Annotated in this window: 14 protein-coding genes, 1 pseudogene and 1 other annotated feature; all 15 genes and pseudogenes read left to right on the forward strand. The window is 44.4% G+C overall.

The features are described from left to right. Nucleotides 1-20 precede the first annotated feature (20 nt). Nucleotides 21-1172: a hypothetical protein gene (locus tag ABFY19_RS05115; protein WP_418792172.1), complete on the forward strand. Its 1152-nt coding sequence runs from the start codon at nt 21-23 to the stop codon at nt 1170-1172. Between the two features lie 2 nt (nt 1173-1174). Continuing rightward, nucleotides 1175-2407: pseudogene (locus ABFY19_RS05120) on the forward strand (CpaF family protein). Nucleotides 2408-2463: 56 nt separating this feature from the next. Further along, the gene (locus ABFY19_RS05125) at nt 2464-3216 is read left to right on the forward strand and encodes a type II secretion system F family protein (RefSeq protein WP_418792173.1); all 753 of its coding nucleotides are present in this window, start codon (nt 2464-2466) and stop codon (nt 3214-3216) included. Between the two features lie 25 nt (nt 3217-3241). Next, the gene (locus ABFY19_RS05130; protein ID WP_418792174.1) at nt 3242-4120 is read left to right on the forward strand and encodes a type II secretion system F family protein; all 879 of its coding nucleotides are present in this window, start codon (nt 3242-3244) and stop codon (nt 4118-4120) included. A gap of 54 nt (nt 4121-4174) precedes the next feature. Then, entirely contained in the window at nt 4175-4387 is a 213-nt protein-coding gene (locus ABFY19_RS05135) for a Flp1 family type IVb pilin (protein ID WP_418792175.1), read from the forward strand. An 18-nt stretch (nt 4388-4405) separates the two neighbouring features. Continuing rightward, on the forward strand, nt 4406-5200 hold the full coding sequence (locus ABFY19_RS05140; RefSeq protein WP_418792176.1) for a TadE family protein: 795 nt from the start codon (nt 4406-4408) through the stop codon (nt 5198-5200). Nucleotides 5201-5225: 25 nt separating this feature from the next. Then, the gene (locus tag ABFY19_RS05145) at nt 5226-7145 is read left to right on the forward strand and encodes a hypothetical protein (protein WP_418792178.1); all 1920 of its coding nucleotides are present in this window, start codon (nt 5226-5228) and stop codon (nt 7143-7145) included. A gap of 56 nt (nt 7146-7201) precedes the next feature. Beyond that, complete coding sequence (locus ABFY19_RS05150; protein ID WP_418792179.1) at nt 7202-7768, forward strand: TadE family protein; 567 nt, start codon at nt 7202-7204, stop codon at nt 7766-7768. Between the two features lie 32 nt (nt 7769-7800). Next, complete coding sequence (locus ABFY19_RS05155; RefSeq protein ID WP_418792180.1) at nt 7801-8331, forward strand: A24 family peptidase; 531 nt, start codon at nt 7801-7803, stop codon at nt 8329-8331. A 12-nt stretch (nt 8332-8343) separates the two neighbouring features. Beyond that, complete coding sequence (locus ABFY19_RS05160; RefSeq protein WP_418792181.1) at nt 8344-9714, forward strand: DUF6382 domain-containing protein; 1371 nt, start codon at nt 8344-8346, stop codon at nt 9712-9714. 101 nt (nt 9715-9815) lie between these two features. Next, on the forward strand, nt 9816-11321 hold the full coding sequence (locus tag ABFY19_RS05165; RefSeq protein ID WP_418792182.1) for a serine/threonine protein kinase: 1506 nt from the start codon (nt 9816-9818) through the stop codon (nt 11319-11321). A gap of 83 nt (nt 11322-11404) precedes the next feature. After that, nucleotides 11405-12754: a TrkH family potassium uptake protein gene (locus ABFY19_RS05170; protein ID WP_418792183.1), complete on the forward strand. Its 1350-nt coding sequence runs from the start codon at nt 11405-11407 to the stop codon at nt 12752-12754. 12 nt (nt 12755-12766) lie between these two features. Beyond that, entirely contained in the window at nt 12767-13414 is a 648-nt protein-coding gene (locus tag ABFY19_RS05175) for a potassium channel family protein (protein WP_418792184.1), read from the forward strand. Continuing rightward, nucleotides 13407-14243: a TrmH family RNA methyltransferase gene (locus tag ABFY19_RS05180; protein ID WP_418792186.1), complete on the forward strand. Its 837-nt coding sequence runs from the start codon at nt 13407-13409 to the stop codon at nt 14241-14243. Before ABFY19_RS05175 ends, ABFY19_RS05180 begins: the two co-directional genes overlap by 8 nt. 226 nt (nt 14244-14469) lie before the next feature. After that, nucleotides 14470-14749 (forward strand) — a binding site (T-box leader). A gap of 455 nt (nt 14750-15204) precedes the next feature. Next, on the forward strand, nt 15205-16227 hold the full coding sequence (gene pheS / locus ABFY19_RS05185; RefSeq protein ID WP_418792187.1) for a phenylalanine--tRNA ligase subunit alpha: 1023 nt from the start codon (nt 15205-15207) through the stop codon (nt 16225-16227). The last annotated feature ends 13 nt before the right edge of the window (nt 16228-16240 follow it).

The raw sequence follows: 16240 nt of genomic DNA on the forward strand, positions 1-16240 counted from the left end.
CTCGGAGGCAGGCGATATTAGTGTATAAAATTAAACTGGTTTTGGCCGATTTTGATGGCAATTATCTGGACAGGGTAACCGCATTTATTAATTCTTCGTCTTTTTCTGCTGGAATACGAGTATCGTCTTTCACTGATGTACGGAAGCTGGCAGATTTTCTTGGCTCTGGCTGTAATCAAGCAAATATTTTGCTCGCACCTCCGGAGTTTATTGAGTCAATACCTGAAATCAAGAGTTGCTTTGAGCTGGTGGTTATTCTAGCAGATGGAAGGCTTAACGGCGAATTGCAGGAGTATAAGACTGTTTTCAAGTACCAGCCGGGTGACAAAATGATTGGCCGTATTATGGAAATGTATTCAGAACGAAATCCCAATGCTGTGAAAGCAGTATCCGGGGTTAAAGATTCGCGGCTGATTACGGTTTATTCACCTGCCGGCGGGGTTGGCAAGACATCACTTGCATTTGCCCTGGCATCCAGGCTGGGAGAGTACGGCAGGTCGGTTTTATACCTTAACTGGGAGAGTATTAATTCTATGGCTGGGGCTTTGCCCGGCACTGGTGAGTGTGGCATGACAAGGGTGCTCCTGGGCCTTGAAGAGGACCCCGATTTACTGCCTCTTAAGTTTGAACTGTATAAAAAAAGGTCCCCCGAATTTAATCTGGATTTTTTTGAGTCAGTGGAGTCGTTTGTTGAATATTCAGAGATGCAGAGTGATTTAGGATTATTGTTTGTCAAACTCAAAGAATCAGGTATGTATGATGATATTGTTACCGACCTTGACTCAGCTGTTAATGAAAGCACGATTAAGATTTTGGGAATTAGTGACCTTATATTATTGGTGCTGTCCCAGGACCATGTTTGCAGGTATAAAACGGGGGAGTTTTTCAGACAAGCAAGGCACAGCGGGATATTTCCGGATATAATCAAATCCGAAAAATTGCTTCCAGTGGCTAACAAGACGGATAATGGTGCCATATTGGCACCTGACCAATATGGACTGATTGAGGAGTGCGGTTTACCGGACAAGCCGGGTTTTCAGGTGAGTTTTGCGGTGCCTTATATAACTGACCTCTGGACATATAAAGATGGAAAATTCGGTTTTGATCATGGGCATATTTTTCGCAGCGGGATTGATCCTTTAGTACGTATGCTGATATCAGGGCAGGGATGACAATGACGCCGAAATATTCAGAGGACCTGTTAAATAGGATAAGGGAAAATGTCAGCAACCGCCTGGACCTGTCTGCAGATCTGCAGGATAAAAATATCAGGGAGACCATCACAAAAGCTGTCATGGATGAGAGCCGGGAGCGTTATCTAAAGCTTGCAGAGAAACAAGAACTTATTTCAATAGTTTTTAATTCCATGCGCAGGCTTGATGTAATTTAACCGCTCCTGGAGGATGAAGCTGTTACAGAAATAATGATTAACGGTCCGGATCGAATCTTCATCGAAAAGGACGGGCATGTTCACAGGGTAGACCTTCATTTTGAAAGCACCGAAAAGCTGGAGAGAGTCATCCAGTTTATTGTTTCCAAAGTAAACAGAACAGTCAATGAGTCTTCCCCTATCGTTGATGCCAGGCTGCGTGACGGCTCCAGAGTCAGTGTGGTCCTGTTTCCGGTGGCTCTTAACGGCCCGGTATTAACAATACGCAAGTTTCCGGAACAACCGATTTCTGTTGGGGATCTAATTAATAAGGGCAGTATTTCTCAGGAGGCTGCCAACCTGCTGGAGAAGCTTGTCAGGGCAAAATACAACATGTTTATCAGTGGCGGTACAGGTTCCGGCAAAACCACTTTTTTGAATGCTTTAACTGGATATATTCCGAAAAATGAACGGATTATTACTATTGAAGATTCCGCAGAGCTGCAGATTGTTAATATTGACAACCTGGTCAGCTTGGAAACCCGCAACTCCAATACCGAGGGCAGGGGAGAAATAACGGTAAGGGAACTTATTAAAACTTCCCTGAGAATGAGGCCGGACCGGATTATTGTAGGTGAAGTACGCGGCGCGGAGGCTTTGGACATGCTTCAGGCAATGAATACGGGACATGACGGGTCCCTGTCCACAGGTCATGCCAATAGTTCCAGGGATATGCTAAGCCGTCTGGAAACAATGGTTTTAAGCGGGGCCCCGCTTCCTGTTGAGGTTGTCAGAAAACAGATAGCTGCCGCTTTGGATATAATCATACACTTGGGCAGACTCCGGGACGGGTCCAGAAAGGTATTGGAGATATCTGAGGTGCAGGGATTTTCGGAAGGGGATATCATCCTTAATCCCCTGTTTGCATTCAGGGAAAAAGGAGAGGACGGGGGCCAGGTGCTGGGTTCCTTGGAGGAGATGGGAAACAGGATAACCAAAACGGTTAAGGCCGGTATGGCAGGGATTGACCTGTATTGACCTGTATTGGATTCATATTGATATGTATTTGATGTCGATCATGATAATAAAGCGGGGTGATTAAATTGACTGATTACAATATCTACCTGATGGAAAGGGCGGAAAAAACACGGTACATTTTGCTGGCCGCAATAGCTTTATTTGGGATAGGGTACATTTTTTTCAACAACCTCCCTGCAGCACTGGCAATGTCTTTGGGGTCATTTCTTTATCCGCGCTATGCGGCCCGGAAGCTGGCGGAAAAAAGAAGGGATGAATTGAACAGTCAGTTTAAAGATGCTCTTTACTCCATTTCATCAGCCCTAAGTGCAGGCAATTCACTGGAGTCATCGTTCCGGGAAGCTCTGCGGGATCTGCGGGTTTTATACCCTGAGCCGGATGCCTGTATAGTCCGGGAACTGGAATATATCTGCAGGAGGATGGAGATTAACGAACCCCTGGAAAAGGCTTTGCAGGACTTTGCACAAAGGTCGGGGCTGGAGGATATCAGTAACTTTGCCGATGTGGTGGGTATATGCAAGAGAACCGGGGGCAATTTGGTACATGTGGTTAAAAACACTTCTAATATGATCAGTGACAGGATTGAGGTTGCTCAAGAAATAGAACTGCTGTTGACCAGGCAGAATTATGAACGCAAAATACTAAATGTAATGCCTTTTCTCTTTATAGCTCTGATGCGCTTTGCAGGGGGCGGCTATATGGATTCATTGTACACGAGTCCCCGCGGGTACCTGATGATGGCAGCTGCTCTGGGCATTTTGGCCTTATCTTACCTGGTTTCCGGCAGAATCATGGATATCAAAATATGAGTAATAAGATTAAAGGGTGATGGTTTTGGGAAATACTGTCTTTATTTTAAAACAGGCTGCCGCCCTTGGGGTGGTAATTTCTCTGGCGGGTTTAATGGTGATATCGCGGGACAATTCTTTCGGTTATAGAGCTGTACTGGAGGAATACCGTTTTAAGCTCCCTTTTCTGGCATCTGTCGGTGTTTACATTTATGCAAGGATTCCCTGGAATTTTGATTCATATAATCGGAAAATCAGGGCTAAAATTGCTGATTTATATGGACAGCGTCGGGTGGATGCCTTTTTTACGGTTCATATGGCTCAGAAGATAGCCCTGGTTATGGCGGTCGCTTTTGTTTTTATTATTGTCTCACTGCTGGGGCAAGTTGATCGGAGTTTCTATTTCTTTGCGGTTTTAATCATAGTTCTGCTCTATTATCAAACAGATGCTCAACTGGATAAAAAGCTGAAACAAAAAAAACGGGATATTTTGATTGACCTTGCCGGATTTATCAATACCCTTGCCTTGATGATAAACGCTGGGCTGCCGTTTTCCGGCGCAGTGCGCAAGGTTGTTATGGAGAGTGACAGAGAACGGCCGCTGTATAAGGAATTGAATTTAATGTTATCCGAAATCAGTGCCGGCAAGTCTACTGTCAGGGCTTATGAAGACATGGCGTTCCGCTGCAAGGTGCCTGAGGTTACCAGGTTTGTTTCTGCTGTACTGCAGAACCTTAACAGAGGCAACCGGGATTTGGTATATGTTCTCAGAACATTATCCCAGGAGGCTTGGGACAAGAGAAAGGATTTGGCCCGGAAGCAGGGTGAGGAAGCATCTACAAAGCTTGTTTTCCCTATGGTAATGGTATTTGTGGCGATAGCTATCATTGTATTGGCCCCGGCCATGCAGAGTATGGGCAGGTAGTGTCAGCAGAAGGGAAAATCGTTACTTATTTTACTCATAAGGAGGTCGGACACTATGTCAATCAAAATAGTTAAGCAATTGATAACCGGATTTCTCAGGGATGAAGATGGGATGGAGACCATTGAAATGGTGATAATCTTGGTTGTGCTTGTCAGTATTGCATTTATGTTCCGGAAGACAATAGTCAAATGGTATAACGAACTGATTGGAGAGACTATCCGCCCAAATGTCGGCGAAATACAGGAGGCACCGAGTCTCCAAAAATAATGGTGTGGAGTGGTTTCCATGTTAAGCAAGATATTGTTTGACCGGAAAGGCAGTTATACCTTGGAAGCATCATTGGTTATCCCGGTTATTTTGACAGTTATTCTGGGGATTATGTTTTTTTCCATATATCTTTACGAAAAATTAGCTCTGCTGGATACTGCCGTATATTCCGCCAGGCAAACGGCGGCTGCATGGGATAACAGCAGGAAGGATATTGAAACCGGTTCCTTCAGGGGGGATTTTCGGACTGATGGCCTGTACTGGAGGATAACTGATGACTACAGTGAGTCATCTCTTGTTAAGCAAAAGACGGACAGGGCTGCTGCCTTAATTAATACCCGGCTCCAGGGTGATATATCAAGTGAGAGGGAGCCTGCTGATATTTCCGTTACCTTTAGCAACAGTCTGATACAAAGGACCGTATCGGTTAATATCAGCCGAAAAACAGATGTTTCCCCGTTTCTGCCCGGCAGCTTGATTAATTCATTGATATCAGGGAGTGCTGAGGCAGCAGTTACAGAACCGGTGGAGTTTATCAGGAACTGGGAGCTTACAACCGGATACCTCAATGAAGCTAAAGACCTTCTCGGTGATTTTGCCGCTGAAAAGGCTGCCCGCAGTGATACCGGAACAATAGTTGCCAGTGTTCAAAGCAATGTTAATGGCAAGAAGGTTTATCATTATCCTGGCTGCAGGCATATCGGGAACATAAAACAAGAGAATATTATTGAGTTTTCTTCTGTTGATGAGGCCAATGCCAGGGGATACCATATTTGTGTTGACTGTGCCAAAACTATCATTGGCCGCAAATAGGTGATTGAAAATGCAGTTCTTGAAAATGCACTTATTATTAAAAAAGGAAAATGGAACAATTACGGTTTATCTGGTGATTGTATTTACAGTGATACTGTTTTTTGCCGGACTGTTTGCGGACTTGGGCAGAATCAAGGCTGCCCAAAACATTCTCCGAAGAATTGCAGACAGCTCGACACGGTCTGTTTTGGCAGATTATCATACAGGCCTGAAGAACAGTTACATGCTGTTTGGAGCCAACGAATCCGAGTTTACTGCGGATTTCGAAAAGTATATAGCAGTCAATCTTCCGGACATTTCCTTGGATAATTTTACGTTACTGGATATGAGGTATGAAGAGGGGAATATTTATCTTACCCGTCCTGTTGGCAGAAATGAAGTGTTAAGACAACAGATTCTTGAGGCCATGAAGTACAAAGCACCAGTTGAGATTACCAGGGAGCTTATTGATAAGTTCCGGCAGGTGGGGGAGATGGCCAGGTTTTTTGACGTTAATAATGAAAAAAATAAGAGCTGCTCAATTATAAACGAAAAGCTGGAAAGCATCCATGAAAACAACCGTAATATTAAAGATTATGCGAAAGAATTGCGGGAGAACAAAACTGAACTTGCCAATGTAAAAAGGGAAATAACCCGGCTGAAGAAATCAGATTCCGATAGCGCTGAAGACAGGCTGGGTGAACTAATACAGAGGAAGGCGCGCCTTGAGAGTGAAATGGCTGCAAACAGGTCGGTGATTGCTGAAGAGATCAACAAGGTTGAAGCTGCAAGGAACGAAATTGAGCGGGAAATCAAAAAACTGGAGGAGTTCCCTGATTCGGATGTTTACCAAAACTATGGTTCCAGGGGAAGCGGGGTTGAAGTCTCCGGTGAGGAGATAGTCAACCGGGCCATGGAGACATTTATTGACCAGGCATCCCTTGACCAGCGGGGAATTGCTGCCGGTGTAAATAAAACCCGGGCAGCGCTGGCAGCAGAGATTGATGATCAGGAAACGGATGACAGGATTTTCGAAAAAATTGGTATTGATGCTATAGCAGGGGCTCATGAAAGAATCCTGGCAGGTAAGAAAGTTCCGGTTTCACCGGAAACGGTGGGGACAGTCCAACATGCTGAGAAACTCCGGGATGAAATTGAGCAGTATACATCAGGAACAGAAAAGGGGGCTGATGACATTGAGGCCCTGTTTTCGCCGGAGGTTATTGATGGGGACATACGAAGGTTTGAGGACGAATATGGTTCCAGGACTGATTCCATCTCAGGACTGTTCCGGAAGATTTACGGTATTATCAATGTGGGTGAGCGGTTAGTAGAACTTAGGGATGAAATTTTTATCAATGAGTATGTGTTGACCTACTTTTCATATATGACCACCGAGCCAAAGGGGGGACCCTTATACCCTTACCGGAACACTGAAGCGGAATATATTTGTTATGGAACCAAGGCACCAATGGCCCTGGCTGTTAGTGAGCTATATTTTACCAGGTTCGCATTGGACAGTGCAGCTTATTTTGCTTTTAGCAAGGCACCTGCGGATTTGACTGCAAGAATGGTTTATTCCCTGATAATGGGGGCTCTTGAAGCCACGGTAGATACATATAAGCTGTTGGTTTCAGGGGAGAGTGTCCCTGTTGCTTCTATGTTCCCTGACAGTCCTCTAGAGAAAACCCCGCCACTGAATTATAAGGACCACTTACGGTTGTTTATGCTGCTGCATTCTGCTGAAAAGGCGAAACTGGCAAGAATTGATCAACTTATTCGGGAGAGGTCTGGTATTGATACCGGGAAACTGCCTACTTTGGCTGATGGTTATATAACTGTATCGGTAAAAATGTGGTTTTTGCCCCTGAACGGTTTCAGCAATTTGAAGGCAGGGCCTTTTGGTACCGTGATTAGGGACGGCAGGTGTTATATCACTAAACGTGTTGAGCTTGGGTACCAGTAGATCATATGGAATGAACGGGATTCGAAATGAACGTGTATAGAAAGAGGCTAAAGGTAATGAGAGTTTTTAAATATTCCAGAGGGAGTCTTACTATTGAAGCAGCGGTGATTTTTCCGGTGTTCCTGGCTATGATGCTTGGAGTTATTAATTTCACCAATGTAGCAATGGTTTATATAGCTATGGACCACGCTGTCAGTGAGACTGTAAAGCAGATTGCTACCCATGCCTACCCGCTAAAAGAGTTGAAAGCGAACACTGAAACCTTTAATCTGATTACTGGAGAAAAAATTGCCGATGCCGGGATTATTACCGGGGTTTTTAATAAGGTCCTGGAACGAGGGAGCACTATGGCATTGGAAACAATTATTAAAGAGCTTGCCAAGGAACGAATCAAAGCTTTTTATCCCTTGGGGGAATTAGATGATGATAATTTTGAAATTTCACGGGTTTCTATTTGCAATCCTAATGATGCCAGGTGCGGCAGCCGGATTAATAATGTATCCCTAAATAATGAAGATATTGCCCTTGTGGTGGAATACCGGGTAAGGCTTCCTGTGCCTTTTTTCAGCAGAGTAATCCCCCTTTCGAACACAGCGGTTGAAAGGGCTTGGACTGACAGTTAGAAATCGTTCACTAACCGGAAAGGCAGGAACTTATGATAACTTTGTTTATGGTTAAGAGTTTTATATTGGCAGTTGCTCTTGGGACAGCCCTGTATTTTGATATTAGGTATTGCCGGATAAAAAACTCTGTTACGTATCCGGCAGCTGTTGGTGGTTTCCTAATTAACTTTGCGGAATACGGTACCCCTGGATTGTTGTTTGCATTGAAAGGGTGGCTTATTCCGGTACTGGCACTATTTGTTTTTTATTACATAAATGTAATGGGCGCCGGGGATATCAAGCTCTTTGCAGCTATCGGAGCGATCATGGGCGTTTCCTTTGTGATGTACTGTTTTCTTTTTTCGGTATATATTGGAGGTATCATAGCCTGTGGACTGTTAATTCGGAGGAAGCAGTTCATGTACAGGATGAAGATGGTTTGTGGTTATGCCAAAACTGTATTTTTGACTGGCGGGTTATTCCCTTATGGTATTAAGGGTGACAACAATTCCAAATTTATTTTTACGGCAGCAATTGTTCCAGGTACGATTGTTAACTGGGTTTTATTGTATCTGAATTTTTAGTGGGAGGTTGATGTGAAAGTGACGGGTGTTCTGTATGGCTTCAAAACAGAATACAAGGTCGATTCGGGGAAAAATTATCTCATTATTAGCAAAGAGGGGCTTGTAAGCGCCGATATCCTGGCATTTCAGGTGGAAATGCTGGCAAATAACAAGATTCCAGGGATTGTGCAGATACAGTTAAGAGAAAAGAATGCAGAATTAGGGATATATTATAACCTGACCGGACTGCTAAGCCTAAGGAATTACCTGAAAAGACAGTGCATCTGCAAAGTTGAATTTATTGAGCTATTGGAGGGCATTGTTTCGATTGTATCTGATAGCTGCAGGTACTTTCTCGACAGCGGCTCTTTTATATTCAATGAAGACTTTGTTTTTCTTAATCCATTAACAAAAGAGATTTTTCTGATTTATATTCCTACATTAATACATCAGGATATAGGGCAGTCTTTTAAAGCAATGGTGGTCAACACCTTAATCTGCAGTGCTAATATAGATACTGCGGATAATTTTGTCCAGAAATTGCTGAAGCTTTTTGACAGCGGTGAATTTAACCAAGGGGAGTTTAACTGTGGTGAGTTTTGCAGGCGACTGAAAACTATAAGCATTGAGGACGAGGCGGGCTCAAGCGGTACGGTAGGAAATGGGGTTTTTTGCGAACTGCAGCCTTTGGATATCGATGTCAAGCTTAAAAGTGAAGGGAAAAACAGTAAGATAATGATTTTGGCAGGTCTGGCTGTGATTGTTGTTACCGGGGCCGTATTATCCAATATTTATAATTGTATTGGAGGGTTAGGGGATATGTTTGCCGGTTTGCAGCTTACCGGATACCTGCCTGCAGGGGCGGCAGTGCTTCTGGCAGCAGGCTGTGCGGTTGTCTGGCTGGTCAAGTCCGGGAAAAAGGCGGGAAGGAAGCCCGAAGAGGATACAGCCCGCTCTCATGAGAGCTTGCAAAGATTTGTTACCGAACTTAACATGTCTGAATCCAAGGAGAAAAGTCATCAAGTACCCAATGTACCTAATCTGCCCAATCTGCCTGATGCGACTGATGGAGTCAGTTTAATGGAAGAAACAGTGCTGCTGGGAGAAGCGAATTACCCGTTTTTAATGGCTGTTAACGGGGATGAGACAATAGTAATTGACAAGCCTGAGTTCATAATAGGAAGAAACGAGGGTGCCTGTGATTATGCAATTAGTGACAGGAGCATCGGAAGGGCGCACGCCAGGATAAATAACAAAGATAATGTTTTTTACATCATGGACATGGATTCGAAAAACGGCACCTTAATAAATAATATCAGGATTATGAGCAGTCAGCAGTATGAGTTAAAGCATAATGACCGGGTCGCTTTTGCAAATATGGAATATTGTTTTAGGGTTAAGTAAGGCATTGCACCGATTTTCCGCACCGGCATCGGAGGATTCTAACCTTGAACATAAAAGAAAATCATTTCCGAGAGATTTGAATAGATTAAAGGGGGATAATTATGCTTAATGTTGGTGATGTGCTTGAAGGTAAATACCGCATCATCAGTGTCCTGGGCCAGGGTGGATGGGGCAATGTTTACCTTGCCGAAAACCTTAAGGTGGGCAACAAGTGGGCAGTTAAAGAGATACAAACAGCTCAGGAATTCCGGGTTAATTTCCTGGCCGAACCGGAGATACTGAAAAAACTGAATCACAGCAGTTTGCCGAGAATTATCGATATTTTCCGCAGCGAAAATTACCTTTATATAATTGAAGATTATTTTGAAGGCATAGGTTTAAAGGAAGCAATCCAAACCAGGGAAATGTGTACTGAGGATAATGCCGTACACTGGGCAAAACAGTTATGTGAAATTTTGATTTATCTTCACAGCCTGGAGCCCAACCCGATTATTTATAGGGACATGAAGCCAGGGAACATAATAATAGATAAGGATAATCAAGTTAGATTGATCGATTTTGGAATTGCCAGGGAATTCAAACGGGGATGTTCAAGTGATACAACCTTTATTGGGACACGGGGTTATGCGGCACCGGAACAGTTTTCTGTTAACGGTCAATCTGATGGGAGGACTGACATATATGGCTTGGGAGCAACTCTTTATCACGTAGTCACCGGGATAAATCCAGGGCAGCCGCCGTTTCAAATGGAACCGGTGCGTCACCTGAACCCAGCCGTTTCCAGCGAACTGGAAAATTTTATTTCCCGGTGTGTGCAGACTGATCCGGGGAAACGGTATCAAAGTGCTGAAGAAGCTCTTGAGGCTTTAATGCTGCTTGAAAACAGCAGCAAGAACAGTAGCAAGAACAGCAGCAAATTAAAGTTCATTATTGGGACTGTTGCCGGCAGCTTGCTGCGGAGGGAATGGGTGAATTCGGGGCGAAAAGCAATCGGGACAGTTGTTATTGCGGTCGGCGGCGTCTCCAGGGGAGTTGGCTGTACCCATACCGCGATAGCAGCAGCAGCTTTCCTTGCTGGTAATGGTTTGAAAACCGCGTTATTGGAGCTCAATGAAAATCCTGTATTTTATACATTAAAGGATGAATGTTCGGAAACAGGAGTGGATTTTTACATTCAGGGAGTGGCCGGCAGCAATGATATGTTGATTAAGGTTATCAGAGCCGGATATCAATACCTGGTGCTGGATCTGGGTATGGTCTGCAGGACGGGGGACAAAGGTATTTTTGAGAAATCGCCTCTGTATGATGAAATGGTAAGGGCAGACCTGACGATACTGGTGGCCGGGGCTGCTGTCTGGCAGTTGAAGGACCTGGCACCATACCTTAAAGAACAGGCTGCCGAGAGCTGGCGTTTTGCATTCAGGACCCCTGAAATGCATTTTTTTCATAAGGTCAAAAAAGAGATTGTGAATACCTGTTTGCCGATTCCTTTTTCTCCCGACCCATTTAAGATAACTTCTGAAACAGACGGATTTTATATGAAAGTATTGGAGCCTGTTTTGCCTTTGATGGAGAAAAAGAAGAGAAGGCCGGTTTTCTCCAAATAAAATTTGCCAAAAGAACAAAATAGTTTTATAATGTAAAATAATGATTTCAAAGGAACAGCGGGTTATTTGGGGGAAAAAAGGTAATGAAACTTAAAACAAATGACAGCTTATTTGACCGGTTTAACCCGTCACAGATACTTGTAATTGGGTTTGCCGGCTTGATTTTGTTTGGCGCTATTCTCTTATCTCTGCCGTTATCCAGCGCCTCCGGAGAGCGGACCGGTTTTATTGACGCATTATTTACCGCTACTTCTGCTGTGTGTGTCACAGGTTTAGTTGTGGTTGATACGGGAACATATTTTTCCACTTTTGGCCAGATTGTTATCTTAATGTTGATTCAGATTGGCGGCTTAGGTTTCATGACAATGAGTACCATGTTTGCGCTGCTGATTGGCAAGAAAATCCGTCTCCGGGAAAGGCTGGTTATGCAGGAGGCCTTGAACAAGATGTCCATGGATGGTGTTGTCAGGCTGGCAAAGGCTATCCTGACGATTACCTTTTTGATTGAGGGGATTGCTGCCCTGATACTTGGTTTTAGGTTTGCTGAAGAGCACGGGCTGGCCAGGGGGATGTATTACGGGCTGTTTCATTCGGTATCGGCCTTCAATAATGCCGGGTTTGACTTGTTGGGCAATTATAAAGGCCTGACAGGTTATGTCACTGATATTCCGCTAAATTTAATAATTTCATTTTTGATTATCGTTGGCGGTTTGGGCTTTGGAGTAATTGTAGACCTTATCAGCAAAAAAAAATGGAAATTATTTTCCCTGCATACCAAAATTATTGTCAGCACTACGGCAATGCTTGTCTTTATCGGCACCACAGCGGTTTTTCTGCTGGAGTATAATAATCCGGCAACCTTAAAAGGATTGTCGCTGCCGGCAAAGCTTATGGCATCATGGTTCCAGGGCATAACCCCCCGGACAGCCGGATTTAATACTGTGGATATTACCGGGTTAAGAGATGCCACACAGTTTTTGATAGTTCTTTTTATGTTTATTGGTGCATCTCCTGGGTCTACCGGTGGAGGTGTGAAAACATCTACATTTGCAGCCCTGGTTTCGGCCGTAATTTCAATGATCAGGGGAAAAGAGGATGTGGAGATGTTTGGCCGCAGACTTCCCAGGGATATTGTGCAGCGTTCCCTGACCATTATAGCAACTTCAATTGCTTTTGTTATTCTGATTACAATGCTTTTAACAATAACAGAACAGGGCCGTTTCCTGGAAGTGCTTTTTGAGGCAACATCCGCTTTTGGTACTGTTGGTCTCAGTATGGGCCTTACAGCAAAGCTTACAGTTCTGGGTAAATTGATATTATGTTTTACGATGTATGCCGGACGGCTTGGTCCATTGACGATAGCTTTTGCGCTTGCCCAGAAAAAGCGGAAGGCTTTGTATCGCTATCCTGAGGAAAAAATAATGGTGGGTTAGGGGTGTTGGTTTATGAAACAGTTTGCGGTAATCGGACTTGGCCGCTTTGGCACCGGGGTTGCTAAAACATTGAATACAATGGGATATGAAGTGTTGGCAATTGATGATGATGAAGATAAAATTCAGGAAATTATTAATCATGTTACCCATGCCATTCAGGTTGACGCTAAAGATGAACATGCCCTTAAGGCCCTGGGCATCAGGAATTTTGATGTGGTTATTGTTGCCATTGGCCATGATATGCAGGCAAGTATTTTAGTTACTGTTTTATTAAAGGAACTTGGGGTTAAATGTGTTGTTGCTAAAGCACAGACAGAACTGCACGGCAAAGTCCTGGAAAAAGTGGGGGCCGACAAAGTCGTCTACCCGGAGCGGGATATGGGGGCGCGGTTGGCTCATTCCCTCGTTTCTTCCAATGTGCTTGATCATATAGAACTATCTCCTAATCATAGCATTCTTGAGGTTGTTACCCCTGATATCTTTGTCGGCAAAACACTTAAGGAATCGGCACTGCGGGCCCAATATAATATAACCGTAATGGCAATCAAAAGAGGCAAGGAGATTATTGTATCCCCGTCACCTGACGATCCTATTGAGGAAAACGATATCCTTGTAGCTATAGGGGACAATGAAGATTTGCGGAGAATAGAGCGTGATTAGGGGCCAAGAAATTGGGGGTCAGGTCATTACCAGTCGGCAGAACAGCTTGGTTAAGCTGGTCAGGGGTCTTAGCAATAGGCGGGCTAGGGAAGCGGAACGGGTTTTTGTGATCGAGGGGCATAAGATAATTAATGAGGCTCTTTCATCAGGTGTTTCTCCCGAAAAAATTATAGTTTCCCAGCGAGCCTTGGAACATCAAGCGGTTACGGAGTTGTTGGATTATCCTGACTTGAATTCCGAAGTTAATATAGTCAGTAATGAAGTTATGGAATACATGAGTGAGACGGAAAACCCGTCAGGGTTAATAGGTTTGGTCAGTATGCCGGAAGCGCAGCCTGCAAGTTTGGCTGCTCTGGAGATAACTCCCCGGACGCTGTTGGTGATAATTGAAGGGGTCCAGGACCCGGGTAATGTTGGGACAATAATCCGGACAGCAGATGCATTTGGTGCTGATGCCCTGATTACGACCGGTGGTTGTGCGGATATATACAATGGAAAAGTTCTTCGTGCCACTATGGGGTCGATTTTCCATATTCCGGTTATCAGTGATGCAGAGCCTGCTGAATTGATTGCATTCCTAAAGGATAAAGGGATAACTATGGCGGCAACATCCCCAGGAAATGTTGCCATACCTTTATCTGAGGTTAAATTAATGTGGCCGTCGGCGGTTGTTTTTGGAAGTGAGGCCAGGGGAGTGTCACCTGATTTTTGTAAAGCTGCCGGGATGCTCCTGAAAATACAGATGCCCGGAAAGGCTGAATCCCTTAATGTGGCGGTTGCTGCGGGAATTATCTTGTATCAGGCTTTTTGCCAGCGCAGTTGTATGTAAGTGAAACTTGTAAATAATGATGGGTTATGTTATAATCGTTTTCGAAAGGTCCCCAAAAAGAGAAGTGAAAGGTAGTGGTCTCATGTTGTCACCCGCCGATTTTTTTTGGAGGATATTCGAAGCCACCGGCTCGGTTACTGCTTATATTAATTACCGGAGACTAATTGGACGATATAAGAGACCGGTTGTTCATTGATTGACATTATTAAACAATTTCACAGTCTGCCTAAATGTGATGAACGGGAGAAGTAATTTGGATATTTTTCCATCAGGGATTAAGGGCCATAGACTGGAAGCCCTTATTGGAAAAGTCAGGTGAAGTTCACCCGGAAGCAGCGAGCTGAATTTGTTCCGGTATCAAGTGAGCCGGGCAATATTAGGTTTGGCCGGACTCCTCCGCCGTTATATGGAGGCTGGCGGCAGCAGAAGCTGTGGCCAGAAAGATGAGTGGGTTATCTTAACTAAAAAGGGTGGTACCGCGGAGTATATAAGCTTTCGTCCCTTATGGGCGAAGGTTTTTTTGTTTTTAGATTTTGATGCGTGGGTTTTCGGAAATGACCATAAGCGAATATGGTGAGGCATTGCACTGATTTTCCGCAGTGCCGTCTATGAGTCTAGGCTGCTAACCCCATTCAACAAGGCAGTGTCCCCGAACTCGATGGCTCAGTAAGGTTAATTTGAAAGATGGCCGCCTCTCGTTTGGCGAGCCAAAACTTCCCGGCGGCCTTCGCCATCTTCGGATATGCGGGGACTTCCTGCCTTACTGATGGTGATTTGCAGCAAGACTCATAAACGGCGGTACTGCAAGGAAAACATTGTGCAATACCTCACCACAGGCTATGGTCATTTCCTAAGCCAACATAAAAAACAAAATAAAGAAACAAGAACATACAGGCGGAAGCCTTAAGTATAAAAAGAAAATATAATTCCGCAAAAGCGCGGAGTTTTAAGGAGGAAGGAAATGAAGGACAAGCTTAAACAGATTAATGCTGCTGCCCTTGATAGCATTGCTGTGGCAGCGGACCTTGACCAGATTAATGAAATCAGGGTCAGGTATCTGGGCAAAAAGGGTGAACTTACCACCATACTGAGGGGCATGGGTGCCCTCAGTGCAGAGGAAAGACCTTTAGCCGGCCAGTTGGCTAATGAAGTGCGCCAGGCCATTGAATCCGAACTGAGCAGTAAAACTGAAACCCTCAAGGAAAGGGAAAAACTTGGCCGCTTAGATGAAGAAACAATCGATGTAACCCTGCCTGGCAAGCCCTTTGAGATTGGCAGGCGCCACCCGCTGTCCTTGGTGCTTGATGAAATAAAAGAGATCTTCCTGGGACTGGGTTTTGAAATTGCCGATGGCCCCGAGGTGGAGCTGGATTACTATAATTTTGAGGCATTGAATTTCCCTCCCGACCATCCGGCTCGGGATATGCAGGACTCATTTTATATTGATGAAGGTGTCCTGCTGAGGACCCATACATCTCCGGTACAGCCTCGGGTAATGGAAAAAAAGGCCCCATACATACCTGTAAAGGCTATCGCTCCCGGCAAGGTTTACCGGAGGGATGATGATGCTACTCACTCCCCAATGTTTCACCAGGTGGAAGGGTTTATTATCGATAAAAACATTTCATTCAGTGATCTTAAAGGCATTTTGCTGATAGTTGTCAGGCAGATGTTTGGTGAAGACCGGGAAATAAGGCTCAGACCCAGCTTTTTCCCTTTTACGGAGCCCAGCGCTGAAGTTGATGTGTCCTGTATCATGTGTAATGGCAAGGGCTGCCGGGTTTGTTCCAACACAGGCTGGCTGGAAATACTGGGTGCCGGTATGATTCATCCAAATGTACTAAAAATGTCCGGATATGATCCGGAAGAGGTTACAGGATTTGCATTCGGACTTGGAATTGAACGGGTTGCCATGCTTAAATATGGAATTGATGACCTGCGGTTATTATTTGATAATGACAAGAGGTTTTTAGCACAGTTTTAGGAGGAGGACTAAA

This window comes from Phosphitispora sp. TUW77, from assembly GCF_048453025.1.
Classification (GTDB): Bacteria; Bacillota; Thermincolia; order Thermincolales; family UBA2595; genus Phosphitispora.

Excerpts from the sequence above, each read along its gene's own strand:
- ABFY19_RS05165 (WP_418792182.1), top strand. The coding sequence starts at position 9,816 with ATGCTTAATGTTGGTGATGTGCTTGAAGGTAAATACCGCATCATCAGT.
- ABFY19_RS05175 (WP_418792184.1), top strand. The coding sequence starts at position 12,767 with ATGAAACAGTTTGCGGTAATCGGACTTGGCCGCTTTGGCACCGGGGTT.
- ABFY19_RS05150 (WP_418792179.1), top strand. The coding sequence starts at position 7,202 with ATGAGAGTTTTTAAATATTCCAGAGGGAGTCTTACTATTGAAGCAGCG.
- pheS (WP_418792187.1), top strand. The coding sequence starts at position 15,205 with ATGAAGGACAAGCTTAAACAGATTAATGCTGCTGCCCTTGATAGCATT.
- ABFY19_RS05155 (WP_418792180.1), top strand. The coding sequence starts at position 7,801 with ATGATAACTTTGTTTATGGTTAAGAGTTTTATATTGGCAGTTGCTCTT.
- ABFY19_RS05145 (WP_418792178.1), top strand. The coding sequence starts at position 5,226 with ATGCACTTATTATTAAAAAAGGAAAATGGAACAATTACGGTTTATCTG.
- ABFY19_RS05140 (WP_418792176.1), top strand. The coding sequence starts at position 4,406 with ATGTTAAGCAAGATATTGTTTGACCGGAAAGGCAGTTATACCTTGGAA.
- ABFY19_RS05170 (WP_418792183.1), top strand. The coding sequence starts at position 11,405 with ATGAAACTTAAAACAAATGACAGCTTATTTGACCGGTTTAACCCGTCA.
- ABFY19_RS05135 (WP_418792175.1), top strand. The coding sequence starts at position 4,175 with ATGTCAATCAAAATAGTTAAGCAATTGATAACCGGATTTCTCAGGGAT.